16 protein-coding genes are annotated in these 19,427 nt (G+C 35.9%); all 16 read right to left on the bottom strand.

All coding sequences use genetic code 11. The features are described 5' to 3' along the window. Nucleotides 1-1,195: 1,195 nt before the first annotated feature. Entirely contained in the window at nucleotides 1,196-2,233 is a 1,038-nt protein-coding gene (locus BM260_RS10305; protein ID WP_093537264.1) for an LCP family protein, read from the bottom strand. 80 nt (nucleotides 2,234-2,313) lie between these two features. After that, nucleotides 2,314-3,534: a glycosyltransferase family 4 protein gene (locus tag BM260_RS10300; RefSeq protein WP_093537263.1), complete on the bottom strand. Its 1,221-nt coding sequence runs from the start codon at nucleotides 3,532-3,534 to the stop codon at nucleotides 2,314-2,316. 13 nt (nucleotides 3,535-3,547) lie between these two features. Further along, nucleotides 3,548-4,411, bottom strand: coding sequence for a UTP--glucose-1-phosphate uridylyltransferase GalU (gene galU / locus BM260_RS10295; RefSeq protein WP_093537350.1), 864 nt, complete (start codon nucleotides 4,409-4,411; stop codon nucleotides 3,548-3,550). A 28-nt stretch (nucleotides 4,412-4,439) separates the two neighbouring features. Next, nucleotides 4,440-5,507, bottom strand: a complete 1,068-nt coding sequence (locus tag BM260_RS10290; RefSeq protein ID WP_093537262.1) for a glycosyltransferase — start codon at nucleotides 5,505-5,507, stop codon at nucleotides 4,440-4,442. Continuing rightward, nucleotides 5,504-6,619, bottom strand: coding sequence for a glycosyltransferase (locus BM260_RS10285; protein WP_093537261.1), 1,116 nt, complete (start codon nucleotides 6,617-6,619; stop codon nucleotides 5,504-5,506). Before BM260_RS10285 ends, BM260_RS10290 begins: the two co-directional genes overlap by 4 nt. Next, nucleotides 6,616-7,914, bottom strand: coding sequence for an O-antigen polymerase (locus BM260_RS10280; protein ID WP_245762691.1), 1,299 nt, complete (start codon nucleotides 7,912-7,914; stop codon nucleotides 6,616-6,618). The genes BM260_RS10285 and BM260_RS10280 overlap by 4 nt, the downstream gene beginning before the upstream one ends. Before the next feature lie 351 nt (nucleotides 7,915-8,265). After that, nucleotides 8,266-9,330 (bottom strand): non-hydrolyzing UDP-N-acetylglucosamine 2-epimerase, encoded by a 1,065-nt coding sequence (wecB, locus tag BM260_RS10275; protein ID WP_093537259.1) that lies wholly within the window; start codon nucleotides 9,328-9,330, stop codon nucleotides 8,266-8,268. After that, nucleotides 9,327-10,925, bottom strand: a complete 1,599-nt coding sequence (locus BM260_RS10270; RefSeq protein ID WP_093537258.1) for an asparagine synthase C-terminal domain-containing protein — start codon at nucleotides 10,923-10,925, stop codon at nucleotides 9,327-9,329. The genes wecB and BM260_RS10270 overlap by 4 nt, the downstream gene beginning before the upstream one ends. Before the next feature lie 13 nt (nucleotides 10,926-10,938). Then, nucleotides 10,939-12,354, bottom strand: coding sequence for a lipopolysaccharide biosynthesis protein (locus BM260_RS10265; protein WP_093537257.1), 1,416 nt, complete (start codon nucleotides 12,352-12,354; stop codon nucleotides 10,939-10,941). Then, nucleotides 12,355-13,086: an acyltransferase gene (locus BM260_RS10260; protein ID WP_093537256.1), complete on the bottom strand. Its 732-nt coding sequence runs from the start codon at nucleotides 13,084-13,086 to the stop codon at nucleotides 12,355-12,357. It abuts the gene before it with no gap. A gap of 13 nt (nucleotides 13,087-13,099) precedes the next feature. Then, the gene (locus BM260_RS10255) at nucleotides 13,100-14,416 is read right to left on the bottom strand and encodes a nucleotide sugar dehydrogenase (protein ID WP_093537255.1); all 1,317 of its coding nucleotides are present in this window, start codon (nucleotides 14,414-14,416) and stop codon (nucleotides 13,100-13,102) included. An 18-nt stretch (nucleotides 14,417-14,434) separates the two neighbouring features. After that, nucleotides 14,435-15,448: a Gfo/Idh/MocA family protein gene (locus BM260_RS10250; RefSeq protein WP_093537254.1), complete on the bottom strand. Its 1,014-nt coding sequence runs from the start codon at nucleotides 15,446-15,448 to the stop codon at nucleotides 14,435-14,437. After that, nucleotides 15,445-16,182 (bottom strand): hypothetical protein, encoded by a 738-nt coding sequence (locus BM260_RS10245; RefSeq protein WP_093537253.1) that lies wholly within the window; start codon nucleotides 16,180-16,182, stop codon nucleotides 15,445-15,447. Before BM260_RS10245 ends, BM260_RS10250 begins: the two co-directional genes overlap by 4 nt. An 80-nt stretch (nucleotides 16,183-16,262) precedes the next feature. Beyond that, complete coding sequence (locus BM260_RS10240) at nucleotides 16,263-17,378, bottom strand: DegT/DnrJ/EryC1/StrS family aminotransferase (RefSeq protein ID WP_093537252.1); 1,116 nt, start codon at nucleotides 17,376-17,378, stop codon at nucleotides 16,263-16,265. 71 nt (nucleotides 17,379-17,449) lie between these two features. Continuing rightward, nucleotides 17,450-18,514: a glycosyltransferase family 4 protein gene (locus BM260_RS10235; protein ID WP_093537251.1), complete on the bottom strand. Its 1,065-nt coding sequence runs from the start codon at nucleotides 18,512-18,514 to the stop codon at nucleotides 17,450-17,452. Nucleotides 18,515-18,974: 460 nt separating this feature from the next. Next, nucleotides 18,975-19,379: a hypothetical protein gene (locus BM260_RS10230; protein WP_093537250.1), complete on the bottom strand. Its 405-nt coding sequence runs from the start codon at nucleotides 19,377-19,379 to the stop codon at nucleotides 18,975-18,977. Between the last annotated feature and the right edge of the window lie 48 nt (nucleotides 19,380-19,427).

The raw sequence follows: 19,427 nt of genomic DNA, 5'->3' as shown, positions 1-19,427 counted from the left end.
CTTTAATTACCCTATCTCATTCAGTTAGTGGAATAAAGAATTATACAAATTACCGTTCATATCTATCCAAACATAGAATCTTATTGTTTGGAGTGTGGCATGAGTGAGATAGATGAGCTGTATCCAAATACCAAATCGAGATGCACTACTTTATTGATTGGAGTGCAAGCTGGCGACTTCGGCGGGATGAGTGAGACAGATGAGATATCACAGCGACGCGCTAGCGACGGTGATAGCTCATCGCTCACCCCGCGAAAAGCGTCCAGCTGAAACGGAAATCAGTAGCATCTATTCTATTTCCTTATAAATTGAAATCAATGAAAAGCTACACCTGTCATAGAATCTTTATCCTCTAAATTACTCTGACAAATCTCTTTATCTGATACCACTCACTTTATTGATTGAAGTGAAGTCGGCGACTCCAGCGGGACAGCACGAGCTGAAAGCCCCGCAGGAACGTAGTGACGAGGAGATTGAAGCCGTGCCCGCGGAAAGCGTCCGACTGCACGGAAATCAACTGCATCTATTCTATTACTGAGTTTAATATTTTATTATTTAAGCGATAAGCTCTATCCAAACACCAAATCGAGATGCACTCACTTTATTGATTGGAGTGCAAGTTGGTGACTTCGGCGGGATGAGTAAGACAGATGAGCTATCACAGTGCGCGCTAGCGACGGTGATAGCTCATCGCTCACCCGCGAAAAGCATCCAGCTGAAACGGAAATCAGCTGCATCTGTTCTATTTCCTTATAAATTGAAATCAATGAAAAGCTACACCTGTCATAGAATCTTTATCCTCTAAATTACTCTGACAAATCTCTTTATCTGATACCACTCACTTTATTGATTGAAGTGAAGTCGGCGACTCCAGCGGCACAGCGCGAGCTGAAAGCCCCGCAGGAACGTAGTGACGAGGAGATTGAAGCCGTGCCCGCGGAAAGCGTCCGACCGTAACGGAAATCAACAGCATATATTACATATCTTTTATCTTTTATCTTTTATCTTTTATCTTTTATCTTTTATCTTTTATCTTTTATCTTTTATCTTTTATCTTTTATCTCTCACCTTCCCATTTAAATATAAGAAAATCAAATTTATTTTATAGACAAGCAGTACCTCTCCTGAGAATACAATTCTTTATATTTCTATAAAAAAAAAGAGTAAAACGAAACGCCCACGAAGGCGCTCCATTTTACTCTCCAAAAGATAAATCATTTGCAGTCTTAGTTTCATTTAATTCACTTTGCGCATTTTGTCCAAAATCATCTAAATTCAACTTTAACTGCTTTGAAACAGTCTCGATAGAATCCTCATCAGGGATGAAATAATAGATTCCTCTAATAGTTGCATCATCTCCAGTTATTTGTAACTGCTCAAAAGGAGACGACTTTAAATTTTGATACATTTTGATCAACCCAAAATAATCAGACGAAGGAATATTAGTTCTCACATTTTTTCCTACATCCTTAATCATATCATCAATTTTTGTAATATTACCGAGGCTTGTGCCTTGATTGATAATCTCTTGAATTACTTGTTTTTGACGTAAATTACGTCCGATATCCCCTTGGGGATCCGTTTTACGCATACGTACATAAGCAAGCGCTTCGTTCCCATTTAACTCCATAGGTCCCTCTGTGTACGTTTTCCATTTTAAGCTCTCAGTTAACTGAGCCTTAAACGTAAAAGGCACATCTACTTCAATACCGCCAACTGTATCGACGATATCTTCAAATCCTTGGAAGTCAGTAGAAACATAGTAGTCAATTTCTAAATCTAAAAACTCTTCTACAGCATTAATCGTATAGTTAATACCACCATTTGCATAAGAGTGATTGATCTTATCTTCATAACCTAAATCCGGAATATACACTTTAGTATCACGAGGGATACTAACCATTGAGATTTTTTCCGTTTTCGGATTAATCGTTGCTACAATAATCACGTCGGATCTACCATAAGTAGCACCTTCTTGATTTTCAATACCTGTAAGCATCAATGTGAAAGCGGAATCTTCTGCCATCGCACTATCAAACTTACTTTCTGCTTTATTTTCTTTATCTCGTTCTAACGGTTCAAACATGTTCGAGGTCGCATTTTTTGTCTGTAAGGATAGGTTAGTAGCGAATACAATCACACCAGACAATAAAACCATCGAAATGACTAGAACCGTATATAATAATTTTCTTCTCGTCTTCTTTTTTCGTTTTGTATGACGTGAAGTAGCCATAATTCTTCCCTACTTTACTGTTAAAATATAATCTCACCAATTATACATAAAATATTGTCGTATGTATATCAGGAAGTTGCTTACTTCTTCGTAAGGTTATGCAAGAGATCTTTGACGATTGAAACCCAGCTGTATTCGTTCAATGCTAAATTTCGTCCGCATTCTTTCATTTCTGTACGCACTGCCTCATCCATTTCTACAAATGAGAACATCGTATCCGCTATAGAATCAACATTTTCTGGCATTGCAACTAATCCAATATTATTTTTCGTCACAATTTCAGCACTTTCCCCTTTTCCGCAATATAATACCGGAACCCCAGAAGAAGCAGCTGGGAAAATTTTCGATGGGCGAGCTCCTTCAAATAATTGAATGTCTCTTAGTGGTACGATACTTACATCTGTCACTGAGAATAATTTAGGCATTTCTTTTAAAGGTAAATGACCTAAAAAAGCTATGTTCATAAGTCCTAATTCTTTTGCTAATTCATGAAGTTTTTGTTCCTCTGGACCTGCTCCAGCTATTAAGAAGAAAGCGTTAGGAACTGTTTCCTGCATTTTCTTTGCAGCGTATAAAATAAATTCCAACCCTTGAGCATAACCCAAATTACCACCATAAGAAAACACGAACTTATCTTGTAGATTGAACTTTTCAACGTACTCCGCATTTTTTTCTTCTGGTTGGAAGAAAGTTGTGTTTACTCCATTCGGCAAGACAAATACTTTGTCTTCCGGCTGAGAGTGGTTAATAATGTATGATTTTATACCATCTGTTGCAGTAGCAATTTTCCATGAATGCTTATATAAAAATGACTCTAAAATTTCAGCAAGTTTAATAAAAAATTTATTTTTTACCAATCCTAATTTTACCGCAGACTCTGGCCAAACATCGGCAACATTAAAGACAAATTTTGCACCTTTTAATTTGGCTCCTAGTAGTCCCGTTAAGCCTAAAAAGATAGGCGGTGAATTCACTATAATAACATCTACTTTACCAGTTTTCATCAATCCGTAGAACGAACTGAATGTAAAAGAAAAGTACGATACTAAACGTTTATAAAATGTTCCTTTTTTGGAAGGATAAATCCAAGTACGATGAACAGGAATTCCATCCCATTTTTCAAACTCATATTTTTTTCCTTTATACTCATCTGGAATAATGCCGTGAGGATGATGAGGGAATGCTGTTACCACTTGAATATCATGGCCTTGAGCAAGAAGTTCCTTACTCACTTCATATACTCGAATTTGTGGTGCTCCTGTTTCTGGCGGGAAATGTTGACACAAATATACAATACGCATTTAAATCACCGTTTTAATCTTTCAATTTATTCTTTAAATATGCCAATAAAGGCTCTCTTAAATCATCACGTTTTAAAGCAAAATCAAATGTCGCTTGTAGGAATCCAAATTTATCACCGACATCATAGCGTTTCCCCTCAAACATATAAGAGTAAATAGGCTCTTTAGCGAGCAAGGAATCGATTGCATCTGTTAATTGGATTTCGCCTTTTGCATCTGGTTGTACTTTTTCTAATTCTTCAAAAATACCAGGTGTCAAAATATAACGACCAACTATTGCTTGGTTGGATGGAGCATCCTTAATGGCTGGTTTTTCCACTAATCTTTTCACTGTATATAAATTATTATCTGCTTCGCTATAGTCAACAATACCATATTTACTTACATCTTCAGTTGGTACTTCATTGACTCCTAAAATACTACTTTGCACTTGCTCATACTTATCAATCATTTGTTTTAATGCAGGTACTTCCGCATCAATAATGTCATCAGGTAGTAAGACTGCAAATGGTTCATTGCCAATGAATTTCTTTGTGCATAAAATAGCATGCCCAAGTCCAAGTGGCTCTTTTTGACGCATATAATGTATATCGACTAAATTAGAAATGTTTTCTACTGTTTCTAGCAGCTCTAATTTCCCAGTTTTCTTCAATAATAGCTCTAGCTCAATGGATTTATCGAAATGATCTTCCATCGATTTTTTGTTGCGACCTGTTACAATAATAATATCTTCAATTCCAGAAGCAATAGCTTCTTCAATAATATATTGTAGGTTGGGCTTATCTACGATAGGTAACATTTCTTTTGGTAATGCTTTTGTGGCAGGAAGGAAACGAGTTCCAAAGCCTGCTGCAGGTATAACCGCTTTTTTAATCATATCCAATCACCTTTCTCTTTCTATACGATTATAGATACTTTTTATATAGCTCTAACATATAGTGCGCATTATCAATCCAACTATAGTGTTCCAATACATGTGTAACTCCAGCTTGTCCCATGGAAGCTCTCAATTCATCGTTACTTGCTAGCTTCTTGAACGCATTTGCCAGCTGATCTGGACTTTCTTTATCGGTCACTATTCCAGTCACATCATTGACTACTACCTCAGGAAGTCCACCAACATTTGAGACGACTACTGGAATCCCACAAGCCATCGCTTCCACTGCAGCAACTCCAAAGCTTTCACTATCTTCCGTAGATGGTACCGCAAAAATGGTCATTTTCCGAATTACATTTGGTACTTCTGTATTCGGTACTTTACCTGTAAACGTAGTAACTGAATCTATACCTAAGTCTTTGGATAGTTGCTCATACTCTGCTCGTTGTGGTCCGTCACCTGTTATCACCAGCTCGGAATTTGAAAATTCCTTATGAAACAAAGCAAAGCCCTTCACTAAATCAGCGATTCCATACTTATCTTCCAGTGCTTTTACTGTACCAACAATGATTTTATCAGTAGATTGTTCTGTACCTGTTTCCGGATAAAAAATATTAATATCTACCCCAAATGGAGTTACCTCTACAAAACGTTTTGTATATAAATTTGTCTCTTTAGCCATCACATGACTGGTAGAGAAAACAGCTGTAGCTTTACTTAATGTGAATTCTATTAGTTTTTTATTGAGTTTGCTCTTTTTAGGGAAATCAAAAATATCTTTTCCCCATACCGAAACAAAATACTTTTTATAATTAACCATAGCCCCTAACAATCCATAGCTAGAAACAAAATGAGAATGTAAAACATCTGGCTGCCATTCTTTCAGCATTTTTTTCAACGCAGGAGCTGCTGCTAAATAGGAAGCTTTGCCTGGTAATGATTTCGGTAATACAACAGTTGGTACTAATTTAGCATTGTCCTCAGAGTAATGATCTTTAAATGTGTATACTTTTACGTCAATTCCTTGGGATTGATAAAATAACGCCCACTTTTGAGTATGAATGGATCTGCTTGGTGCTAATAACGCAATTTTCATTGGTTACCTCCTATTAGCGCATGCGCTGCTTGTTCAGCTCGTTCATTCCATGCATGCTTTTGTAAAAAAGTTCGCTGTATATTTTGTTTGTATTCAGCGAAATGAGATGGGATTGCTTGCATTCCTTCTACAAGACTCTCAGCATCATCACCTGTTAGAACCCCGTAAGGTCCAGAAGCTATGAAGTCTTCTTGTGCAGAGCAATTAGTTGCAATGATCGGCAGTCCTGCTGTTAAGTATTCCACCATTTTAATCGGCACTGCAAAATCATTGTACACCGAACGTTTACGTGGAATAAAAGCAAAATCTACTTCCTCATATACTTTCTGTAATTCTGCCCCACTAACGTGCTTAACCTCTATATAGGATTTGTTTAGCTTGTCCTTATCCGCTCTTGGTAAATCATTAAATTCATCTTCACGACAAACAATTACTAATTTACCTTGAATTCCACTATTGTTTAACGCATCATAGGCATCCACTAATGTAGGTAAGCCGTAATCATCATTATTAATACCACCTACATAAATCCCTTTAAACGGATTTTGTATCTCATTTGTACTTGATTTTATTTCTGTAAAACGTCCTCCTGGAGGAAGCGCCATTCTAGTAGCATTTATATTAACGTACTTGCCCATAGCATCGCTTGGCAAAAAGACCGTATGCACATATTTTCCGTAAAACTTCTCTTCTAGCTTATAGATAGATTGCATGATAAATTTCTTTAACCCTTTTAACGAATACAATTCGTCGAATTTCCAGTATACATCTCTATAAAATACTCCGACTGGAATATCGTGTTTTTTTAAAGTTTTAAAGACATCTTTATCAATTTTCCAGTCCTTTGGAATATGCCCCGCATCAGTTAACCACAGCGGTATCGTTTGATTTTCAGAGTAACAGAATAGTGTCTGCTCTAGCTTTCTCTCCTGTAATACTTTATTCCACAAGAGACGACGTTCAGTTGTATTACCTGAAATGATGATTATTTCTAAATCATGCTTTTGTGCATATAACTCAAAGGCTTTAATCATTTCTACTGGACGGATAGCAGATCCGCTCTTTGGATTTGTAGCTATCGTAAAAGGATAATAAATAAGGATATTTTTCATGCTTTCACCTTTTTCCTCTTCACCTTACTCATAAGGAATGTCCAAATGACGTGAAAATATTGCTCTACTATAAATAATCCTGCTAGCACGACTGTCATCATTATCCAAATAGGATTGAAGAAAAAGTCTGCTGCTCCACCAACTAGTGTTCTTGGAATATTAATCGTAAAGTAAACTGTTAATGCAATAACGACTGGAGTTTTTGGCAGTCTTAAGAAAGCGATATATAACAACTGAATAACAGCCGCTACATAAATAATACATACAATAACACCGACATAACCAAAAGAACCAAATGCTTCTCCGATGAAAATTGTATTTAATACACCGCCAGTTCCTTTATCTACATTTTCAGGGAACACATTTTCCATGACCATTCTTGCTGAACGTACCTGTTCAACATCGAAAATACCAGCAATAAATGACGGCAATCCTTTCATCTCAAGGAAAGCGATTGAATGCGAGTAAGTATCCAAATGTAAAAAGAAAGGAGATATTTGTGCGAGAATAATTCTTCCGATTGGACCAGAATTATAAGACAAAAAGCTCTCTACCTCTGTAACTCCTTGGATAGCTATATACATTATTACTAATAACACAGTCCCTGAAATAACAAAGGCACTGATTTTCTTCCAATTTAACTTTAACGTTTGTGTGAATACACCCGCTAACAACAACATGATGACATAAAAGAAAATAGGTGACTTTGCCAAATCGTATGTAGTTATTACTAAAGATGACATAAACAATAAGAAGAATACAATTTTCCAATACAATGCTTTAGATTGTGTTGTGTATATAAAAGCAATAATAGAAAGCACCGGTGTCAAAGCAATCGCAAATATGTTCCGTATATATACATCTATTCCACTTATTCCTCGCGATGCATCAATACGCATTTTCGCAAGTTCAGAAGTGTTTCCTTTTAACAATTCATATAAAGGAACTGTGGAGGTTTTTAACATTGTATACGCAACGGCTAACACTGATATAGCAGTTAATGCACCAAATGCTAACCTAAACAAGCGTCTATTCTTATCTACACTTGTACGAACGGGTTCGTGTAGGTAGCGGTCAAACTCTTTTTCGGAATTAAAACCGAACATTCTTCCTACAACCAATTGCGTTAATGGAAATAAAATCATTAATATCGTCAACAAAATAAATCCAATGATTCGATATTCCTCATGGTCCATTCTTTTGATCATATAATAATCGTCAATTCCTAAAGCTATCAATAATCCGCCAATATAACTGGAGATAAGGAAAGAATAATAATATATTATCGTAATCATATTTGGCCTTACAGGAGAAAGGCTTCCAGAAACCTTTTTGAAAAGGTATGTGGAAGCCACCACAGTAAAGAGCCATATGCTAAAAATTAACAATGCTCACACCTACTTTATATTCATCAATAACGCCCAGCTTGGATATCTGTGGCATTTGCTAGATTTTTTGATCACTTGAATCACTGTTGATTTCCCTTACAGGCGGACGCTTTCCGCGGGCACGGCTTCAATCTCCTCGTCACTGCGTTCCTGCGGGGCTTTCAGCTCTCGCTGTTCCCGCTGGAGTCGCCGCCTTGCACTTCAATCAACAAGCTCGACTTACATATAAAAAGGACTTACTTACCGAGATTTTCAGAACTAAGCTAAATATTCCTTGAGTAACGTCAAAACTTTCTGAGCTGTGTTCCCATCTCCAAATACAGGTGTGTATGAAGGAGAAACTTGTTTGTTTACTGCTGCTACTATTTTATCTGTATCTGTACCAGTTAAAATATTTGCATCTTCTATTAATGTTTCTACCCATTCTGTTTGATCACGAACTGTTACGCATGGTACTTCTGCGAAATATGCTTCTTTTTGTACGCCACCAGAATCTGTAACGATTTTTTTCGCATTTGTTTCCAATGAGAGCATATCTAGATAACCTACAGGTTCAATTACATGTAAATTAGGAATTTCATCTAATTTAAATCCATAATCTTCTAACATATGCTTCGTACGTGGGTGGATTGGCCATACTTTTTTATCGGGAATTTGACTAAATGCATCTAAAATAGATTTCATACGTTCTACATCATCTGTGTTTTCTGCACGATGAATCGTGATTAATAAGTAATCTTTAGCTGTTAGATTTTCACGTTCTAAAATAGTTGTAGATGACGCTGCTAATTCTTTGTTGTACAATACTGCATCATACATGACGTCCCCTACATTATAAACGCCATCTGTTATATGCTCGTTTGTTAAATTTTGGATAGCTGTATCAGTTGGGCAAAGAAGTAGTGTAGAGATATGATCTGTTAGGATACGGTTTACTTCTTCTGGCATTTTCTTGTTGAAACTACGAAGTCCTGCTTCAATATGCACAATCGGCACATGAAGTTTAGCCGCTGCAAGAGCCCCTGCTAGTGTTGAGTTAGTATCACCATATACAAGTACAAAATCCGGAGTCTCAGTTAAAATTATTTCTTCAATTTTAGCTAACATTTCTCCAGTTTGTTTCCCATGGTTTCCAGAACCAATTCCTAAATGATAATCTGGTTTAGGAATATTTAACTCTTCAAAAAAGATGTCGGACATATTCGCATCATAATGCTGCCCAGTATGCACGATAAGTTCTGTCACTTCTTCACGAATTACACGTGATACCGCTGCAGCTTTTATAAATTGGGGTCTTGCTCCTAAAATTGTAAGAACCTTCATTTTGTAATCTCCTTCATCATTTCAATCATGTCTTTTACGATAAATGAATTAATATTATATGGATGTTCATACTTTTTACCATTTCGTGAAAACTTTAACGATTTTATATATTGCTTATAAGTTGGATAAATACCAAACCATTCCATAGGCTCATCAAAGTATTTCCGGTATAGATTTTTCTTCCTATATAGCTTGCGCAAAACAGGATAAAGAATCCCATACTTATTTTTTAATGAATTTTCTGGACCTGGTTTTTGAGGCATTGAATAATAATCTGGATGCATTTTATGCAAAGTATAATCATATAAATATTTTTTATATTTTAAATCTGCTGGAAGCTTACTGAAGAAATGGATTAACCGATCGTCCCATAACGGAAGGGACCAACTTTGGCCAAAATATTCATACACGCGGACAGAGTTAATAATGAATTTAGATTGTCTTTCTCTCCAGTTCCACTCATCTATTAATGAAGACACTCGCTCATTCGTGTAATTGGAATACACTTCTATGTCTTCTATTAAACCTCTTCCTATATTCGTGTTTGCATAAGTTTTTTCACCATTTAGTTCCCATAATCGGAAATGTTTATTCATGATAAAGGTTTGAATTTCACTCACTTCAAAGTCTTTATCAATAATCGATTCATAGGGTAAGTGACCACCTGCTAGATAATCTAAGGAATGACCTGGAAGGAATACTGCATCCTCTAATTTCTCTTCTTGCACTAATAACTTTGTGCTCGGAAAATCCTGTAAATGGGCAACAGAAACACCATTACTGGAATATACAACATAGTCTTTCCATTCCTCAGACTTGTACATGTCTTCCCACATTTTTTTGTCATAAGCAAAATACTTCCACTTAAGCCCTAACTGATCTGCTATTTGTTTACTAACTGTAGATTCACCATTACCTGGTCTTCCATATGTAAAGGTAGTAATATTCTCTTTTAAACCTCGTTCCACGAGATTCAATGCTATTAACCTAGAATCATAGCCACCACTAAGTGGGATAATTATTTGACGTCCCTTTAAACGCGTTGCCAAATCATCAAATAAATCATGAAAAACCTGCTCCAATTCCGCAGCAAATGTATCAATAGACTCGGATTCTTTTTCCAAAACATAGGTGTAATAATATGTTTGCTTAGCTTCCTTAGCAAGTTTTACATAAGAAACCGCTGGTACTTGGAACCAGTCTGCAAATAGAGTTTTATCTCTAAATACAAATCCCGTGACAAGAAACTCATCTTCTGCTTCCATTACCATGTCCATGCCTTCATGAGGTGTAATATAATCTTGGACAATCCAATTGGCTGCAGAATCTTGTGAATAGAATAATGGGATGGATCGTTTCATATCTGTCACTAAAGTGGTGTTATGTTCATTCGTAAATATTAATGCATATTCGCCATTCCATTTAGAATAGTCCATAGTGGAAAGCTGTGCTTCATTAAATAGGCTACCAAAATTTTCATGGGTGACATATTGATTTTCATAGTAGAAATAACCTCTGAAAAACCCTTCATACCCTTCGCCTATAATAGGATAAAAATCTTTATGCCTCAGGTTAATTTTACAATTTCTCGCCATGTCATATCCCCCATTACTTTCTATTTACAAAATACTTATCCATTCGAACAAGCAGTACTAAAATGATGAATGCTAACCATACTCCAGCTATTAGCAAGTCATTTAAATCCGTTAATTGTATATACACTATGCTAAGTGTAGCAGCGATTAACCAGAAGATTGTCCATGCCATTTTAAATCCAGAGAAAGGTACATAGTATAGCTTCTGACTTTTGCGAAACACCATAAATAGAGCCAAGCAGTATGCTGATATATAGGAAATGACAGTGCCCCAGATTAAGAAACTTGGAACGAATATAAAATTCAATATAACAGATACAACTGCTGCTATTCCAAATGCTATAGAAATGTGTTTTGTTTGTTTGGAATAAAATATCCCCGTAGAAACGATCATATAATAAAAGCTTAAAAAAGTAGCAATTGAAATAGGTGCTACATATTGAAACGCAATTCTAAACTGCTCTGGCATTACTAAAATAACCCATGGCATAACAGTAGCTAACGCTAAAACTCCAAAACTACCTATCAATAAAAATGCTGCATATAGAGTAGAAAATAGTTTTGGGCTACTTTCCTTATCTTTCAATGACATAGAAAAAGGTCTCCAAGCAAGCTGAATCCCACTCGTCAACAATGTGATGAACGTAGCAAATTTTATAGCGGTACCATAGAGCCCCACATCGCCAATAGTTCCATACCCTCTGATAAAGTAATTATTTGCATTTGCAATAATCCAAAACGCTAAAGAAGCAGGTACTAACGGAGTAGCATAAACAAGTATTTTCTTTAAAATACTCCAATCAAACAGCGGTTTCAAATAAATTCTTACTGGCTTTATCAATACTAAGACAATAATAGCTACACTTATCAAGCGAGCTAATAGTATTCCTTCCAGTGAAGTCCAAACGAACATCAAGAAAAGGAGAGATACGATTGCTATTAAAAGCATCTTGGCAACAGTCATTGCGACTACTTTTTTTGTATGAAAATCGTATCTCAAAATAGTTAGAACAAGTGTCAGTATTGTATCTAAACAAAGTGTACCAAGAGCTATATAAAACAATGTAGCTTGACCAGGAACATCTAATAGCAATACAGAAAGCCACTCTCCACCGATTAAAAATACAACAAATAACAAAATAACAATGGATATTCTAAAGGTCATAACGGATCGAACATATTTTTCACGTGTCTCTTTATCTTTATACTCAAAGTAGTAATAGGCCAAAGCTGAATCTGTACCAAAGATTACTAAGAAAGTAAGCATCGACACATTTGTATCGACTAACTGAAGCAAACCTACTAGCGATGTATCAACTAAATAATGAGCGTACAAAGGAAACAGGATGAAAGCTATTAGTTTCGTTCCTACATTCATAAATGCGTAAAGGAGCGAATCCGCTCCTAAACGTTTTAACTGAGAGAACACCTAGAGAAGCTCCTCTTCAGGTACATTTTTCATGAATTTAGCTGGGAATCCTTTTATAACTGTTTTTGCTTCTGTATCTTTTGTAACGATTGCTCCTGCAGCAACAAAAGTTTCTTCTGCAATAGTGATTCCTGGAAGAATAATAGATGCGCCACCTACACGTGCACCTTTTTTCACAATTGCTCCTTTGATTTTATCAAAACGAGCTTCTGTTCTTCCCATAAAGTTATCATTTGTAGTAGTAACACAAGGTGCGATAAAGACATGATCCTCTAGAGTAGAATGCGCCGTTATATAAGAATTCGATTGAATTTTTGTGCGTTCACCGATTGTTACAAAGTTTTCTACCGTAACATTACGTCCGATAATAACAAATGATCCAACCTTCACATCTTCACGAACAGTAGCTAAATCGGCTATTAATGTACTTTCACCGATAATAGCACCTCTATAAATAATTGTATTCGCACCAATTGTACATTCTTTTCCTAGTTCAAGGGGTGGAATTTCTTTTGTAATTTGCATTGTGCTCGTTTTAGCTGGCTTCGGTTGCTTTCCAACAACAGCACCATCATCGACAGTTGTTCCATCACCAATGATTGTGTTTGCATGAATAGTCACACGATTACCAATGCGTACATTACTTCCCACTCTGGCCCCTTCTTCAATTACTGAAAAATGTCCAACTGTTGTATTTTCACCTAGCTCCGCAGTTTCATGTATAAAGTTCATGTTCATATCCCCCTTAAAGTTTAATATAACGATTTGGAGTTTCGATTCCTTTGAATGCATTACGCGTATCAAAGATAACTTTAGATCTCTTCGCAATATTTTCATAATCAAAGCCAGTATGATCTGTAGCTAGGATAACCATGTCTGCATTATCAAGTAGTTCATCCGTCAATTCTGAAGTATGAAGAACTTCTCCATTTACACGGTAAGATTCTACATGCGGATCCACTGTTTTGAAATCAGCACCATGATGTAATAATAATTCGACTAATTTAAGTGATGGAGATTCACGCATATCATCGATATCTTTTTTGTATGCTACACCTAAAAGAAGAACTTTTGCATTACGTAACGCTTTACCTTCATCATTTAAGATTTGCATTGCGCGCGTAATAACATAATCAGGCATAGAGTTGTTTATTTCTCCTGCTAGTTCGATTAATCTAGTGTGGTAGTTATACTCACGTGCTTTCCATGTTAAATAGAATGGATCGATTGGAATACAGTGACCACCTAAACCAGGACCTGGATAGAATGCCATAAAGCCATATGGTTTCGTTTTAGCTGCATCAATTACTTCCCAAACGTCAATTCCCATTTTTTCGCATAGAATGGCCATTTCATTTGCAAGAGCGATATTAATGTGACGGAATGTGTTTTCAAATATTTTTTCCATTTCAGCAATAGCTGGACTTGAAACTTTATGGACATCGCCTTCAAGAACACTGCTGTATAATGCAGCGGCTACATCCGTACATTTTTCTGTAATCCCACCAACTACTTTTGGTGTATTTTTAGTATTGTAAGTTTTGTTACCTGGATCGATACGCTCTGGAGAATATGCAATGAAGATATCTTCTCCAACAATAAATCCTAATTTTTCCAAAGCGGGACGAATAATTTCTTCTGTAGTACCTGGATAAGTTGTCGATTCTAAAACAACTAGTGTACCTTTTTTCGCATATTTTGCGATTTCAGTTACTGAACTTTCAACGTATGAAGTATCCGGTTGTTGATAAATATCAAGAGGCGTTGGTACACAAATAGCTACCGCATCCACTGAACTAATAGAACCATAATCAGAAGAGGCTGTTAAATGACCTGTGTCTACCATTTCTTTTAAGTCATTATCTACAACGTCTCCAATATAGTTAACGCCTTTGTTTACTTGTTCAACTTTAGATTCTTGTACATCAAAACCGATAACTGTATAACCAGCTTTTGCTTTTTCTACAGCTAGTGGTAATCCAACATACCCTAATCCAACGACACCAATAACAGCAGTACGGTTTTCAATTTTTGCTAATAATTCTTCATAGTAATTTGACATATATGTCTCTCCTTTAAATTAACTGAATGTAATACGTTTACCTGTCTCAGATGATTCGATAATTGCTTCTATAAGTCGAACAGGGTTATAACCATCTAAACCGCCAACTTCTGGATCCCGGTCTTCGTTGATCGCTGCAACCATATCTTCAATAATACAGTCGTGACCCTTTTTGCCCCATGGATCATTTTGTATTTTAGTTTTTAATGCTTCTACTTCTTCTGGAGAATAACCTTCTACATCCCAAGTATCGATGAATACTGCATTTTTCCCACTGACTTTAACACTAGCAGTTTCACCAAAAATGGATAAAGATTCTTCCAAGTTTTGCGGATAAACAGTCGTAGCTGCTTCTACCACTCCGAGAGCACCACTTTCAAACTCTATTAACGCAGTTGCCACATCTTCTGTTTCTATATCACGGAAGCGTGTAGCGACCATTCCTTGAACAGATTTCACTGGTCCCATAAACCATAACAACAGGTCTAGATTATGTATTGCTTGATTCATCAGGACTCCACCGTCGAATTGTTTTGTACCTCTCCATGGTGCTTGATCATAATACGCTTGTCCTCTATTCCAACGGACAGTTGCATTAGCATGGCTAATTTTACCGAATTTCCCTGCATCCATTAATTCACGAACTTCCATAATAGCTGGACGGTAACGATTTGGATGAACGATAGAAAGTTTAACGCCTGCATCTTTGGCAATTTCCATCATTTCAAGAGCATCTGAAGAATTTAGTGCCATTGGCTTTTCTGTAACAATATGCTTTTTATGTTTTGCAACAGCCTTCGTTAAAGTTGCATGAAGACCAGAAGGAACACAAATGTTTACTACATCAATTTGTGGATTTTCAGTTAGCATTTTATCTAAATCTGTATATTTCAACACATTTTCATCATCGATTAATAATCTTTCCGGATTTGTATCACAGATGGCAAGAAGATTTGCTCCTTCTGCATTCTGAATAGCAGCTATATGTTTATCTGCTATGAAACCCATGCCTACAATTGCAAATTGAATCATACTCTTTTACTCCCTCTAGCTTCTAAAATATATTTCCATAATGATAAAGTAAGGATAGCAGCCAATATACCAAGAATGAATCCTGCGATTGCTCCTTCTAAACCATATGATTTTGTTTCTACCACATACGTATTTGCTATTGCAGGTTGCTCATAAGTAATTATGTCATTTCTCACACGTTGCTCTGTAGCTAATGCATTTGTTAAATCCATTTCAGCAGTACTCAATAAAGCACCAATATTAGATTCAACTGCTTTAATAACTGTTTCGTTTAGAATTCCTTGATAAGATTTAATAGCCGTTGTTAAATTTTCAACTCGTTTTGATTGTGTTTGTGCATAAGCTTCTGTTCCTTGAATAACTTTATCATGTTGGGTCATTAACCCGTCTAATAACTGATCATTAAATTGTGTTAGCTCTTTTGTTAATTCTTCCTTATTGTCCCCATATGTTTCTACCTTAATATAGCTTCTTGTAGGCACAAATGCTTTTGTAGGCCCACTAAAGTTTTGCCCATATTTTGCTTCAATATGCTCAGGGTTTGTTAATGCTTCTAACTTAACAGAACCTGTAAAGATTGTACTTTTCCCTACGTAATCTCCATCTTTAGGTAGGACCATTGCTCCAAGGTAACCTAACAAAGCTAAAATTACAGGAATAATAATAAACCATACTTTCTTTTTCCAAAAAAATTCTAATGAATCGTACAAACGATATGTTTTATTTTCAGCCATTTCACTTCTCCTTCAAATCTCTTGAACAGGCAGTTAGAGGGAAACGTAAATAACGTCTCCCTCTACTATTTATCCATTCATTATTTACTAGCAAAAAACTCGGCAATTTTCTCTACCACGTATTGTTGTTGTTCTTCTTTTAACTCTGGGAACATTGGTAAAGAAAGCGCTTCGTTTGCAGCTTTTTCAGATTTAGGGAAATCACCTTGTTTATAACCTAAACCTTCAAAAACAGGTTGAACATGCAATGGTAGTGGGTAATAGATCATTGTAGCAACGCCATTTTCTTTTAAGAAAGCTTGTAATTCATCACGACGCTCCGTCAAAATAGTGTACTGATGGAATACATGATGGAATCCTTCTACAACTACTGGTGTTTTTACATGATCTGCAACTTTTTCGTTTAACAGATTTGTATAAAAATCAGCATGTGTTCTACGTTGTGCACTCCATGTATCTAAATGAGGGAATTTAACATTTAATACAGCTGCTTGTAACTCATCTAAACGGCTATTATAACCAAGTACATGGTGGTAATATTTCGGCTTGCTACCATGCACACGAATTACACGACTTTTTTCTGCAATATCATCATTATTCGTAACGACCATACCACCATCGCCGTAGGCACCAAGGTTTTTAGTAGGGAAGAAGCTATATGTAGCTGCATCTCCTAATTCACCAACTGTAAACTCCCCTTGTTTAGCACCAATTGCTTGTGCTGCATCTTCCACAACAAAAAGATTATGTTTATCTGCAATTTTACGAATGCTTACCATGTCAGCCATTTGTCCATATAAATGTACTGGAATAATAGCTTTTGTTTTATCAGTAATATGTTTTTCAATCTCATTAGGGTCTAAGTTAAATGATACTGGATCAATATCTGCATATACAGGTGTTGCACCAGTTCTTGCAATTGCTCCACCAGTCGCAAAGAATGTGAATGGAGTTGTAATAACTTCATCTCCAGGTCCAACTCCAGCTGCTTGTAAAGCTATATGAATTGCATCACTACCATTCCCACAGCCAATACCATGAGCAACATGACTATATTCTGCAATATCTGCTTCTAGTTTTTTAACATTACTACCAAGTATAAATTGAGAGCTACTCATAACTCCGTCTAATGCTTCTAAAACTTCACTTTTTAATGTTGCATATTGTTCTGATAAATCTAACATTGGTACTTTCATTGTCTCAACACCAACCTATTCCATAAATTAAAATCTAATATAAATTTAAATAAATATGTGAAAAGCACAAATTAATTGCGCTTATACCCAACAACTTTTTGGAATACAGAAATAATCGGCCTGTATTCATCACTCACTAGTCCAATCTTTTCAGCAATAATTTCAAACGCAACTAATATAAACAACAAGATAAATATTGCCCATCGCAAAGTTAGTGTTTCAAATGTAATTGCTGTAATACTGAATATTAAACCAAAACCATATATTACCAATACAGTGTCACGATGCTTCAACCCTAATGCTAATAATCGGTGATGCAAATGCGACTTATCTGCAACAGAAATAGGTTTCCTGTTGACGACCCTTCTAATTATCGCAAAGGACGTATCAAAAATTGGAACACCTAAAATCATAATTGGAACAACAAAGCTAAACAGAGTGACGCTTTTGTATAAACCAAGTAATGACAGTATCGATATTGCATATCCGAGGAACATCGAACCAGTATCACCCATGAAAATCTTCGCAGGGTAGAAGTTATGGAACAAGAATCCAAGCGTACTTCCCAATAATATTAAGGAAAGTGTCAAAATCAACATTTTATCTCCTGTGAAAGCCAGGAACGCAATACTCGCAAATACAATGGAGGAAATCCCAGCCGACAACCCGTCCAAGCCATCAATTAAATTGATAGCATTGGTAATAGCTAATATCCAAAACAATGTAACTACATACGAGAAGATACCAAGTTCGAAAACACCAATGAATGGGATATTTAAAACATCAATCGTTAATCCACTACCCATTACTGCACAAGCCGCTAATATCTGACCTAATAGTTTAATCTTTGCTGAAATCTCGTATTTATCATCTATTATTCCCAAAACAATTATGATCAATGCACCGACCATAATACCAGTAATTTTCGCCTCATATAACCCAGCAACAAAATAACCAGCAATCACCGCTATAAAAATAGCAAGTCCTCCTAATCGAGGCATTACGTTTTGATGTACTTTTCTTTCAGAGGGCTTATCAACCGCTCCTATTTTGTGTGCTAGTTTAATAACAAGCGGAGTAACCGCTATTGCTGTCGCCATAGATATGATAAAAGCAAGAAGTAATTTAATATCCAAATATATCATCCTTGTTTTATTATTTTCAAAAATTTAAATGCAACTCCCATTTAGACGTATATGCTATATGAAAGTTTCTTCAATTACTGATTATACTATAAAAATACGGTTATAACCAAATTTAGTATAAAGAAAGAAAAGACAGATTTTTCTTAAACAATCCAGTCAGGTTCGTAATAAAGCACTAAATTTTAGAATCCACTTGCACTGATCGCAAATTTATATAACTACTTGAAATATCTACTATCAGATTCAATTCTATATGTTAACTGTATTACAAGATAAATAAAATGGTAAATTATGCATATAATAATCACAATCTCCATTATCGGAAAGGGGTGCTTGTAAAACCATTTGATAGGCTCCGCTATTTCTTTTATCTATAAAAACACACAAAGGAGCGCGACAGTAGTCGCACTCCTTTGTGAAAAACATAGTTAGTAAGAACTCCAACTATTCTTTAAGAGAACTCTGGCCAGTTTACTTGAAACTGATCTCCCTCAATCTTTTCGAGAGTTCTATACTTGAATGGTACTAGCTCATCCAACTTATATTCTTCCAATGCCTTTTCAAGTGGTAGCAATTGAAAACTTTCCTCTTCTTCTAGAATCAAATATGCTCCCTCCACTTTTCCTGCTTCTTTCGTATTAATACGAATAAAAGCTGGGAAGAACAAATCATTATTAGATTGTATAATAGAAGAAACAAGTATTACATTTTTACCATCCTCGACAACGCTATCTTGTTCAATTTTATCAAATACTTTTAAAGCCCAAGCTTGTCGCTTATAATAACCAATAATCTTTTCCGCTCCAGCTTCCACTGAGGCGTTTGATTTTTTCGTTTCTCTCTCTTCCGAACTCATGTACTTCCCTCCACTATTAGCAAAAATCCATACGAATTACGTTATCAT

This window comes from Psychrobacillus psychrotolerans (assembly GCF_900115805.1).
Lineage (GTDB): Bacteria > Bacillota > Bacilli > Bacillales_A > Planococcaceae > Psychrobacillus > Psychrobacillus psychrotolerans.
This window is presented reverse-complemented; position numbering and strand designations above follow the sequence as displayed.

Coding starts and splice junctions, on each gene's coding strand:
- BM260_RS10305 (WP_093537264.1), bottom strand. CDS start 2,233: ATGGCTACTTCACGTCATACAAAACGAAAAAAGAAGACGAGAAGAAAA.
- BM260_RS10300 (WP_093537263.1), bottom strand. CDS start 3,534: ATGCGTATTGTATATTTGTGTCAACATTTCCCGCCAGAAACAGGAGCA.
- galU (WP_093537350.1), bottom strand. CDS start 4,411: ATGATTAAAAAAGCGGTTATACCTGCAGCAGGCTTTGGAACTCGTTTC.
- BM260_RS10290 (WP_093537262.1), bottom strand. CDS start 5,507: ATGAAAATTGCGTTATTAGCACCAAGCAGATCCATTCATACTCAAAAG.
- BM260_RS10285 (WP_093537261.1), bottom strand. CDS start 6,619: ATGAAAAATATCCTTATTTATTATCCTTTTACGATAGCTACAAATCCA.
- BM260_RS10280 (WP_245762691.1), bottom strand. CDS start 7,914: ATGATTACGATAATATATTATTATTCTTTCCTTATCTCCAGTTATATT.
- wecB (WP_093537259.1), bottom strand. CDS start 9,330: ATGAAGGTTCTTACAATTTTAGGAGCAAGACCCCAATTTATAAAAGCT.
- BM260_RS10270 (WP_093537258.1), bottom strand. CDS start 10,925: ATGGCGAGAAATTGTAAAATTAACCTGAGGCATAAAGATTTTTATCCT.
- BM260_RS10260 (WP_093537256.1), bottom strand. CDS start 13,086: ATGAACTTTATACATGAAACTGCGGAGCTAGGTGAAAATACAACAGTT.
- BM260_RS10255 (WP_093537255.1), bottom strand. CDS start 14,416: ATGTCAAATTACTATGAAGAATTATTAGCAAAAATTGAAAACCGTACT.
- BM260_RS10250 (WP_093537254.1), bottom strand. CDS start 15,448: ATGATTCAATTTGCAATTGTAGGCATGGGTTTCATAGCAGATAAACAT.
- BM260_RS10245 (WP_093537253.1), bottom strand. CDS start 16,182: ATGGCTGAAAATAAAACATATCGTTTGTACGATTCATTAGAATTTTTT.
- BM260_RS10240 (WP_093537252.1), bottom strand. CDS start 17,378: ATGAAAGTACCAATGTTAGATTTATCAGAACAATATGCAACATTAAAA.
- BM260_RS10230 (WP_093537250.1), bottom strand. CDS start 19,379: ATGAGTTCGGAAGAGAGAGAAACGAAAAAATCAAACGCCTCAGTGGAA.